Raw genomic sequence first — 11,641 nt, forward strand, 5'->3', positions numbered from 1 at the left:
TTGATGAAATCTTGTATAAAAAACAGTTGTTAAATATTACAAATACCGCATTATTGCATGTAAAAATTATGTAAAGAATTTAATTGGGATGAAATATGTCGCTAGATAATAACGCCGCAGTAACGACTCAGGTTGTATCGCCATTAGCTATGCTCTACAAAAGAGAATCTGAAACACCAAACGACCATTACATGACACAGCCCAGTGCTGAGGGCCCAAGAACATTTACCTGGGCGCAAACGATGGAGCAGGCGCGCAGGCTAGCTGCCAGAATCAACACCTATCGCTATCCTAAAGGCACCCGCATTGCTATTTTAGGCAAAAACACCGCTGAATGGATCGTTACCGATATCGCCATAATGCTATCAGGAAATGTGTCTGTGCCTATTTTTGCCACTGCTGGCAAAGACACCATTAGCTATGTATTGGAGCACGCTGAGTGTCCAATGATGTTTGTGGGTAAACTCGACAATTATAAAGCCGCGCATGAAGCCACTTTCGATGAACTCGTCACGGTGAGCTTTCCTTATCCTGGTATAGAGACGAAAGTAGCGTGGGACGAATTTACAGATATTGAGCCCTTGGATAAAAGCCCTATTCCTGATTTGAACGATATTATGACCATTATCTACACCTCAGGCAGCACAGGGCAGCCCAAAGGTGTTGTGCACACCTATCAAACTATATGTTGGGCGGCGCAAAATTCCTTGCATGCAATGAGTGTGACAAATCAAGATAGAGCAATGAGCTATTTGCCCCTTGCACACATAACTGAGCGAGTATTAGTAGAACTGGCCAGTATCTACAGCGGCATGACCCTGCACTTTGTAGAGTCACTTGACACCTTTACGCGTGATGTAAAATCGTGTCAACCTACCCTGTTTATTTCGGTACCTAGGCTGTGGACAAAATTTAAAATGGGCGTGCTGGCAAAAATCCCGCAAAAGAAGTTAAAATTTCTGCTCAGCATTCCTTTAATCGGTAAGAAAGTTGCTAAAAAAATACGTGAAGAACTAGGCCTAGGTTCAGCTCGGCTATGGGCATCGGGTTCGGCGCCCTTAGCGCCCTCTACTATTGAATGGTTTCATAAAATTGGCATAGATATATCAGAAGGCTGGGGTATGACCGAAAACTGCGCATACGGAACCAGCAGTGTTCCCTTTAGAGTGGATAAGATAGGCGCCATTGGATCTGCCTACGAGGGCGTCACAATTCGAATTGCTCAAGATGGCGAAATACAGGTAAAATCTCCGTGTAATATGGTTGGCTACTACAAGGATCAAGAAAAAACCTCTGGGGTATTTACTAATGATGAATATTTGCGCACAGGCGATAAAGGTAGAATGGACGAAGAGGGCTTTATTTATATTACCGGAAGACTTAAAGATATCTTCAAGACAGAAAAAGGCAAGTATGTTGCGCCTGCGCCGATTGAATCTAAAATAATGGAAACATCTATTGTTGAGCAAGTATGCGTCACGGGTACAAGCTTGGCCCAGCCTATTGCACTTTTAGTGCTCTCTGAAGAAGCCAGAAAACATTCCAAGGAAGCGGTAGTACAGACACTTACCGCTATGCTTACTTCTATTAATGAAACCTTAGAGAGCCATGCGCGGCTTGACCGCATCGTTATTTTTAAAGAGGAATGGTCAATTGAAAACGACTTGCTTACACCTACTCTAAAAGTAAAAAGACATATAATTGAAGAAAAGTTCAAATCGGTGATAGTTGGGGAACACAGCGACAAGATTGTATGGGTTGATTAAGTTTTAGCGCAACTTTACACTGTAGATTGTTATCATTAAAAGGGCTTTACGCCCTTTTATTTTTTTTGTAAAACATTAGCGCTTTATTGTTTGCTTACATACCCTATAAGTGAGGATTGCTTGCTTTATTTGTATCCTTCTAATCGACTAGAAGATTTGGCAGTGTTGCTAGCCGAAGTCGTTAAAACACGTCCTAGGAACATTCTCAGCCCTATTAGTGTGCTGGTGCCTAATCCCGGCATGCAGCATTGGTTAAACATGCAGCTGTGCGACTACTTAAGTATATCAATGAATATTGATTGCCCTATGCCCACGCGCTATATATGGGATCTATGCCGTGACGTGCTTGGCGCTGAGAATATTCCGCAAAAGAGTCCATATAAGCGCGAGGTACTAAGCTGGAAAATATATCAGCTTTGCCAGTCGGCGCAGTGTAAGCAGGCTGATTTTTATCATGAGTTAAGTCGATATTGGCAGCAGTCCAGCACCGAGCTTGACCGGCGAAGACGAATATTCAGTTTTAGTCGCCAGTTAGCCGACTTGTTTGAGCAGTACTTAGTGTTTAGACCCGACTGGCTTGAGCAATGGGAAGACAATAAAAACGTGGACTTTGTGTCTCCCCGCTATCAGCTTTTTGAGCAATGGCAGAAATGGTTCTGGCTTGAGCTAATAAAATGGATGCCAGCACACCCAGTGAATCTTCAGTTTGAAGCTATCGCGTCTTTTGCCGAGCGAAAACCAATGCTGCCAAACGACATATATATTTTTTCGATCAACAGTATTTCGCCTATTTACCTAACTTTTTTTGATGAAATAAGTCAGCACACCAATGTACATTTGTTTCAGCTTAATCCATGCGTGAATTACTGGGGCGATGCGCAATCAGATATTGCCATAGCAAAGTTTCAGCGCAAGCAGGCTTTGGACCTTTCTTTGGATGAAAATACTGTTCACCCACTGTTGCGAAATTTAGGCACACAAGGCCGTGATTTAAATAATTTATTAGTGGATATGCAGCATCAAGAAATAGCAGCCTTTGATATTGATAGCAATGAAGCGTCAAAGCAAGGTGTGCCAAGTGTATTGCTGCAGCTGCAGCAAGATATATTGTCTGGCAACACCCAAAAGCGTGATCTTGAATACGATAACAGTATTGCGGTGCATGCTTGCCACAGTGAAGTACGTGAGCTTCAGGTACTAAAGGATGTATTGCTGCAAAAGTTTACACACATACCTGACTTGCAGCCAAAAGATATTTTGGTGATGTGTCCTAGTATTGAAGTTTATTCGCCGTATATTCGCTCGGTGTTTACGCAGTCGTCGCAGTCTTCACAAAACTTACCCGTGAGTATAAGTGATCGACAGCCAATAGAGTCACAGGCTTATATTGTGGCTTTTATGCAACTCTTAGCACTGCCTACCACACGCTTTGATGCCACCAGTATTGTTGATTTAATTTCACTTCCTGCATTGGCGCACAAATACCAATTAACCCCCCAAGACATAGATATTTGCGCAATTTGGTTAAAAGATGCCGCAATAGATTGGGGTAAAGATTCAGCGCATCTTTCGGAGCAAATTGGCGAGCCGGTGTTTGATGAGATGCACACTTGGCACTGGGGGTTGTCCAGACTATTGATAGGCATGATAAATGCTGTTAACGACACTTTGGTTGATGGCTACTGTGTGGTGAATTATGTAGAAGGAAATACGACCGTAGTGCTGGGTAAGTTTTTGCAAGCCTTAGAGTCACTTGAAAGCGTGTCGCAGCGTCTTAAAGTAAGTCAAAACATAGCACAGTGGACACACGTTTTATTAAGTGTAATAAACGATCATTTAATAGCAGGTGAAAGCGACAGCTTTGCGCGAAAGCTATTGGTAGACGCGATATACAGTCTTGAAAAGAATGCGATTGTCGCCAACTTTGAAGACCCTATAGAACTGCCTATTTTACATGAAGCTTTAAGCAGTATTTTGAGCATTCCTGAGGTAAGGTCGCAATTTTATTCAGGCAATATTACCTTTTGCTCTATGCTGCCTATGCGCAGTATCCCTTTTAAAGTGATTGCTATCTTAGGCTTAAATCAAAGCGAATTCCCGCGCCAAGACACGCCTGTTGAAATTGATTTGATGCAGGCAAGTCCAGCTCGGCGGGGCGATCGCTCACGCCGAGGTGATGATCGCTACTTATTTTTAGAATCGCTGGTGTCGGCAAGACAGTATTTACATTTAAGCTTTCAATATCGACACATTAAAAACAACAGTGTGCGAGAACCATCCTTGGTCGTTAAAATGCTGCTTGACTACTGCCATGAGCATTATTCACATGCTTCAATTCAAGTCGTTGAACACGCCTTACATCCTTTTAGTGTTGACAGTTTTCAGCCTAGACTTGGCTATAGCGGCAGCTTCGATGCGCGCTGGTTTACTTGTTTACAAGATGTGCAAAAGTCATTAATTAAGGGTCACATAGGCGACAATATATCATTGAGTAAAGCTGCTCAAGAGCACACTAAACTTGACTTAAGAACGATCAATATTCAAGAAGTTACTAAATTTGTTAAAAGCACATTGACTTATTATGCAAAGCAAGTGTTAGGGGTATATTTAGACGAACCGAGCGCCCGAGATTATGCGCCTGTTTACGCAATAGATAGTCTTTCTCAGTATGCGCTGCGGGCAGAGGTCGCGCAGCTATTTAAGCAGTATAAAAAGTCTCAGCTTGCTAAGGACTTCGTCGTTGAAAGCGTTTTAGCCAAGCCTAATGATGCAAACGCTGCTCACGCTAGTAATCCCAACATCAATAATATAAAAAGCGAATTACTTAACGATGCATGGGATAAGCTTAAAAAGAGCTGGCTGCAGTCGGGTAAATTGCCGTTTTTATTGGGTTTGGAAGAAGCGCTAAATCATGCTTTCGAAGACACCTTAGCGCTTGAGTTAAGCATTGCTAATACACAGCACCGCAGGCGCGCTAAAGGTCAGTTAGTGCTTGGGCATATTACGCTAGAATACGATTTTCCCTACGACTTAGCATCAGGCATTATCTTGCTAAAGCTGAATCCCAAAGCCCCCAGCTTGCGTCACTTTATTGAGCCTTTCATTCAGTACTTAGTGCTGATGATCCATATACAAACAGATGAAGAATTTCAGCAGTTTGAAAAAACTAGACGCCCGGACGAGTGGTTGAGCGCTGTGAGTAATATTTCACAAAATGCGGAGGATATGACAGACGCGCCAAGCGCTCACCATAAGAATGAATCCAAGGAAGTGCTGCCAGCGTTTGGCGTGCATATTCATTATGTAGAGCCGCCCGCTAAAAAGAATTACGTTGCGCATACGCCAGCGCAAAAGCAAGTCAATATTTGCCTGTTATTACTAGCGCAAGAAGCGGATCCAGCCTCTACACTACAAAAAATATTGTCTGTTTTTGAGCAGGGTTGTCAACGCCCTATTTTAATCGACTTATCACTTGCAGACGACGTAATGAAGCATGCATCGCTTGATCAAGCGCTGGCCTCTAAAGCCTTAATGGCTAAATGGGAAACGTCCAATCAGCCAAATGAAAATGGCCCCGATTTATTTCCAAGGACGTACTTTGATTTTCTGTTAGGAGAAGTTCCCGCCTTTGAAGCAAACAATGTGCAAGCATATTTTGACTGCTTCGGTAACATAGAACAGCATAATCTTAAGCCTATAAACGTGGATATAAGTGCACCAGATATGCGTGTTTTATGTAATCAAGAAAATGCGTTTACTAAGGGTGATATATGAATACCAGTGATATTTTAAATCCGCTTACCATTCCACTTATCGGTCGGCATATGATTGAGGCCAGTGCAGGTACGGGCAAAACCCATAATATTACTCGCATATATGTTCGGCTTCTGGTTGAAAAGAAACTATCGGTACAGCAAATTTTGGTGATGACCTTCACCGAAGCCGCTACCGAGGAAATTAAGGCCCGCATTGCGACTTTTATTGACACCCTCATAAACGATTTTGAGAGCAATCCCTGTGAATGCTCATCCGCGCTGCAAGTCACTGTGGGAGCCGATGAAACACTGCGCTTATTAAAAATAGCCCAGCTAGAAATTGATTTAGCGTCTATCTATACCATCAACGGATTTTGCCAGCGTATTATTGGCCGTTTTGGCCTAAGTATGTCACTGCCTCAAAACGCCGATTTAGTCACCGATTTTTATAAAATACAACGTGCGTATGTGAGCGACGCTATTAGAGCCCTGCGAACTAAGCCGGATAAATATCTATTGCTGCAAAATGAAAATCTGCACGATCCTAGTATATTTATGAAAAATTTCAGCAAGGTGATAGGCAAGACTGAAACGCTGACGGTGCAAAGTGAGCAGGAGTTAAAAACGAAGCAAGTTCTACAATTTAATAAGCTTTGGCAGAAACATGGAGTGCTGCGAGCGCAATTAATTGCAGATATTAACGCGCAGCGCTCATTCTTTTATCAAGGTACTAAATCGAGCACCCCTAAAAATACTGATCCCTTAATTGACGAGGTGCTAAGCTGGTTAGGGTCAACAATGCTGATTAATAATAAACAAAGTGTTGCTTTTATTAATGCTTGGCTAGGCATTGAAGGCGCGACAAAAGACGCTGTCAAAGAAGCCGACCAAACCTTAATTAACAACGCGTTTAAAAATTTATTCAGTGCCGCTAGAATTAAAAACTACGTTAATGAAGGCATGCAAACAACACAGCCATTATTAGCCAACGCTAATGCGCTACTCGAGGATATAAAACGTGTGGGTGTGTTGGCCGCTGACAAAAAATCACTCAAAGATAGTATTAATGCGGTTCCTTTTTATGCAGTGATTTATGCGCTTGTGAGTAAGATAAATAAAAAAATAGAGCAGCATAAACAAACATTTAGTGTCATAGGTTTTGACGACCAAATTCAGGGTGTTGCACACGCTATGAACTGCGGTGGAGAAGCGCTTATTGAAAGCCTACAGCAGGAGTATCCGGCCGCCTTAGTGGATGAATTTCAAGATACCGATAAGCACCAATATGCCATATTGGAACATCTGTATCCACAGCATAATGATGCACGTTTGCTCTTAATGATTGGCGACCCGAAACAGGCTATTTACTCTTTTAGAGGCGGTGATATTCACACTTATATGCGTGCAAAAGACATGGCAGATAAAGCCTGGGGGATGGATATTAACTATCGCTCAAGTGAGCCCGTTATCACCAGTTATAACCGTATTTTTCACGGTGCGCCGCTGCAAAAGGACGCAGTGAGCCTGTTTGACGAGAATATTAGCTACCCAATTATAAGTGCGCCTTTCAAAGCGCTGCCTGGGAAACGCAGTTTAATTGACAACGATCCCACTCAAGCTAGCGCTGCGTTTACGTTTGTCTGTGCAAATGCATCGCGAATGCTTAGCCCCAGCAGCAAACGAAACGTAAAAGTAGACACTTCAAAAGATATACAGATAGACGAAATAATGTACTGGTGCGCTAATGAAATAAAACGCCTGTTAAGCGACGTGCATATTGAACAAGGCGGCCAAGCACGTTTAGTCAAAAGTGAAGACATTGCCATATTAGTGCGCAGTCATAAGCAAGTTGCAATGGTTAAAAAAGTACTTTCTGCGCAGGGTTTAGCGAGCGTGTTTTTAGGCGAGCGATCAGCCCTGTTTGAATCGCAACAGGCACTGCATGTGCTGTGGCTACTCCAAGCAGTACACCATCCTAGCAGAGATAATATGCGCAGAGCCTTAACTACCGGCCTTGTGCTTTTTGACACAAGCAGAACGAGTACCGTGCAAGACTTACTGCTACTTGATAATCACCCTAAGTGGGAACAAGCATTTAATAGCATAAGCCACTATGCTTTGCTGTGGCAGCAAAAAGGGGTTCACGCTTTATTACAAACGCTCATACAGCAGTCGTCACTACCCACATTAGAAGCACAAAGACAGCTTACAAATTATCTGCATATAAGCGAACTGCTGGCCAAAGCCTCCGTAAAGGCAAGTTCTCCTTTGCAGCTGATTTACTGGCTACATCAGCAAATTACTAATCCAGAACAAATGGAGGCGAATGAACTGCGATTAGAAAGCGATCAGAAGCTCATAAAGATTGTAACGCAACACAAATCTAAAGGCTTAGAGTACCCAATAGTTTTTCTACCTTACGCTAATTACGTGAACACGAAAATGTCTAAGCATATTGCCCAATATTACCTTAATAATAATAGCGTGAACGAGTTAGGGCTTAGTAATGCGGCCAAAGAGGCTGTTATCAGCGAGTCTTTAGCCGAAGATATGCGAGTGTTATACGTGTCGCTAACGAGGCCAATATTACGATGCTACTTGGGCGTGTTTAGCTCGATTAGCTGCAATAGCAGCGCACTTAGCCGAGCGCTAAACATTCCGATAGATAAAGACAGTGAAGATGAGGATAGCGGCGGCACAATGCTCAATAATATTAAACAAAATTTATCTGATATAAGCGATAATATATTTGTGGGCATGGCTGATAAACTTCTACCAATACGAAACGATATTCCCGCTGAGGATTTACCCAGGACCAGTTTATTGTCGTTTACGCAACATATAAACCGAAGTTGGCATGTTACTTCATTTAGCAAAATATTACGTAAGCTCGACAGCTACGCCAGGCAAGACAATTATTTACCTAAGGCTAAACCACCAAGTTTAGGCCTTGCTAATGCTAACGAGTCTCCTGATCTAGTGTTTGAGCGAGATGAAGAAGGTTACTATGAAGCAGGATTTTCTGGCGCCCACCATAACGACGTACAAAGTGCTTATTGCTTTACCTTTCCCAAAGGCGTTAACGCCGGTACATTTCTTCATGACGTGTTAGAAACAATTGACTTTAAAAACCCTAATATTAGCACAGCATTAAGCAGTCTAAATACATACGCGCTTGATCAACACGCAATTGATCAAGCGCAGCTCAGTCAGTGGTTTGACACTGTTTTAACAACGCCTTTATTAAGTAATTTGGCATGCAATAATGTTTGTTTACAAGATTTATCATCGGCTGAAACCCTAAAAGAAGCTGAGTTTTATTTTCCGATAGAGGGGCTTAATTTAGGCGCTATGTCGCAGCTCATTAATACTTACAGGCAGCAAATATGCGCGCAATATAATTTAACTAATTGTCCATTACTGAGCCTCACCAGCGATATGGTTGAGGGGGCAATGCACGGCTATATCGATTTGATATTTGAACATGAAGGTCAATACTACGTTGCTGACTATAAATCTAATTATTTAGGAAACGATGCGCAGTATTATCAGCCAAGTGCAGTCGCACAGGATTTATTGCTGCATAATTACGATGTTCAATATCTAATTTATAGTGTTGCTCTGCACCGTTATTTGAAAACGTTTTTGGGGCAGTATCGCTATGAAGAACATTTTGGTGGCGTGACTTACTTGTATCTTCGGGGTATGCGGGGGCCGCTTAGCTTGCCCCTAAAAACATCAGAAAGTACAAGCGCCAACGGTATCTTTTTTACTAAAATTGAGCAGGGTATGCTGCAAGCATTAGACGATTTGTTTGAGACAAAAAATACCAGCATGCATCATCGCATTGCTAGCAACAAAGAAAGCGCGCTATGAGTATTTTCTCGGAGGTTAAATATGTTCCTTATGCAGATAGTCGTGACTGCATGAATGCGCTGGCGACTATTGAAGCCATTGATTTCTTTTTTGCACGGCAAATATTGCTTAGCCAACAGCAAATAGGTTCATCGCTTAGCCCCACGCAGTACCAAGAAGTATTTCACGTTCTGCTAGCGCTGTCGCAATATCAACGCCGCGGCAGCGTATGCATCTACTTGTCTACCTTAGCCAATGTGCATATGTGGCAAGCTGCTAGCCCTGACACTGAAATAGAGGCTAATGACATTGATGTTCAAAGCGGCTCAAATGCCCACGAACGCCAAGATGCGCAAGGTGCGGTAGCTGGTGCACCAGAGTCATTCGTTAGAGGGTTTCAGTTTTCTGGCATTGATGAACTACACAACATGCTAGCGCTGTTTACGCAAGGTTTACGCCCGAACTCGTACCTAGTACTGGAAAAAAGTCGCTTATACAGTAAGCGCTATTGGCATTATGAACATACTCTTTGCCGCTATATAGCCGCTAGCGTGCAACAAGCAACGATAGATAAACAACACGGTCGACTTATATCTCAGCAGATGCTGGTAAGTGAAACGATGGGCTTGCTGTTTGCTACGCCTGTGGTGTCCAATAACATTCCTGATTTACAGCAGCTGGCGGTGCTAAACTCACTCGCCTTGCCACTGTCAATTATTACAGGCGGCGCAGGCACCGGTAAAACCTACACCATTACGCGTTTAGCGATACTCATTAGTATTGTCAATTCAGTGCCCATTCATGCAATAGAAATGGTGGCACCTACCGGAAAAGCGGCGAATAGAATGGCGCAGTCCTTAACGGAAGAACTGGCGAAGCTAACTTTAGTGCCTCAGCTTGCCGATATTTGTCAATCGTTCAGTCAACTGCAGCCAAAAACTCTTAATCGCTTGCTGAAAACAAAGCCTATTACGGGCCAAAGTGCCTACTCCGCGCAGCGGCCTTTGCCTGTTAAACTTATCATTGTTGACGAAACATCAATGATAGATATTAGCCTTATGCACAAACTTATTGATAGTTTGTCCCCAGGCACTCAGCTAATATTAGTGGGCGATCCTAATCAGTTACCGTCTGTTGAAACAGGCTGTTTGTTAGCCGATTTGGTGGCGCATCCTTTTGCTCACATGCCTGTGCAGCATTGGCAGTCACTTTGCAATATTTACCCAGCATTAAGGCTTGCTGAAGATTTTGCACAGCAGCATTTGGTGACTAATCATAAAGCAGGCAGAGGCGTTGTTAATAAGCTTGTTGGCACCCGGCGAAGCCATCAAATTGTAGATAGCTTTGCAAACGCTATTTTGGCAGGTGATGCAGCCCACGCTTTAAACATTGCGCAGGTAGAACAATATGCAAGTAGGACTATGCCTAGCGCTTTACTTAATTCTGTTGTTACTTTTGAGCAAAGCAGAGGGCAGGTTCAAATACTCCCGTTAATGTCAGCTAACACCGAGCAAAGCAATAGCCTAAAATATGCGGTCGATAAGGTAATCGCAGATCATATACTGCCTCATTTATTCAACTTATTTAAGGCTAATTCGCCTGATGAGGCTTTCCTAGCGTTAAAAAAGTACGCTTTATTGACGCCATTTCGAAAGTCTTACCTAGGTACTGCATCTTTGAATCAGCTCATTGAGCTTGCGTTAAGTAAGCATTTTAATTGGATTAAGCCAAACCAGCTCTACAAATGTAAGCCCATTATGATTTTACAAAATGACTATCAATTATCATTGTTCAACGGCGATATTGGCATTATGTGGGAAAATAGCGATAAAGAACTTGTGGCTTATTTTACGGTAGATAAGCACTTAGTGGCATATCCGGTCTACAATTTACCCGCATTTGACACAAATTTTGCAATGACTATCCATAAAACCCAAGGATCAGAGTTTGAGAATGTCGATATCATACTGCCGCCATCCGACAGCGACTTTTTAAATAAGCAATTGCTGTATACAGGGGTTACACGCGCTCAAAAGAGCGTCAGAATATTCACCAGTATACAAACATTCAGGCAAACAATAAGCACAAGCGCAGATAGAATTAGCGGTCTTGACGCTAGCTTAAGTGCAGCGCTTGCGTGTTTCGGCCAGCAGGAATAGCACTGTTAACTTAGCAGTGAAGTGTTATAAGCCCTGCTTAGGCGAATAAATGACTGGTGTGCGTGCGGCCAGTATAATATTGTTAAAAGAGATGAACATAACCGAA

4 protein-coding genes are annotated in these 11,641 nt (G+C 42.7%); all 4 read left to right on the plus strand.

Translation table 11 applies throughout. The features are described 5' to 3' along the window. Positions 1-95: 95 nt before the first annotated feature. The 4 genes from GPUN_RS03170 (at position 96) to recD (ending at position 11,535) form a co-directional block, all read left to right on the plus strand. Positions 96-1,766 (plus strand): AMP-binding protein, encoded by a 1,671-nt coding sequence (locus GPUN_RS03170; RefSeq protein WP_006003345.1) that lies wholly within the window; start codon positions 96-98, stop codon positions 1,764-1,766. A 129-nt stretch (positions 1,767-1,895) separates the two neighbouring features. Then, positions 1,896-5,540 (plus strand): exodeoxyribonuclease V subunit gamma, encoded by a 3,645-nt coding sequence (gene recC / locus GPUN_RS03175; RefSeq protein ID WP_158309257.1) that lies wholly within the window; start codon positions 1,896-1,898, stop codon positions 5,538-5,540. Further along, positions 5,537-9,397, plus strand: coding sequence for an exodeoxyribonuclease V subunit beta (recB, locus tag GPUN_RS03180; RefSeq protein WP_006003347.1), 3,861 nt, complete (start codon positions 5,537-5,539; stop codon positions 9,395-9,397). The genes recC and recB overlap by 4 nt, the downstream gene beginning before the upstream one ends. After that, the gene (recD, locus tag GPUN_RS03185; protein ID WP_006003348.1) at positions 9,394-11,535 is read left to right on the plus strand and encodes an exodeoxyribonuclease V subunit alpha; all 2,142 of its coding nucleotides are present in this window, start codon (positions 9,394-9,396) and stop codon (positions 11,533-11,535) included. The genes recB and recD overlap by 4 nt, the downstream gene beginning before the upstream one ends. Positions 11,536-11,641: the final 106 nt, after the last annotated feature.

The sequence above is a fragment of the Glaciecola punicea ACAM 611 genome (assembly GCF_000252165.1).
Taxonomy (GTDB): Bacteria; Pseudomonadota; Gammaproteobacteria; order Enterobacterales; family Alteromonadaceae; genus Glaciecola; species Glaciecola punicea.

Coding starts and splice junctions, on each gene's coding strand:
- GPUN_RS03170 (WP_006003345.1), top strand. CDS start 96: ATGTCGCTAGATAATAACGCCGCAGTAACGACTCAGGTTGTATCGCCA.
- recB (WP_006003347.1), top strand. CDS start 5,537: ATGAATACCAGTGATATTTTAAATCCGCTTACCATTCCACTTATCGGT.
- recD (WP_006003348.1), top strand. CDS start 9,394: ATGAGTATTTTCTCGGAGGTTAAATATGTTCCTTATGCAGATAGTCGT.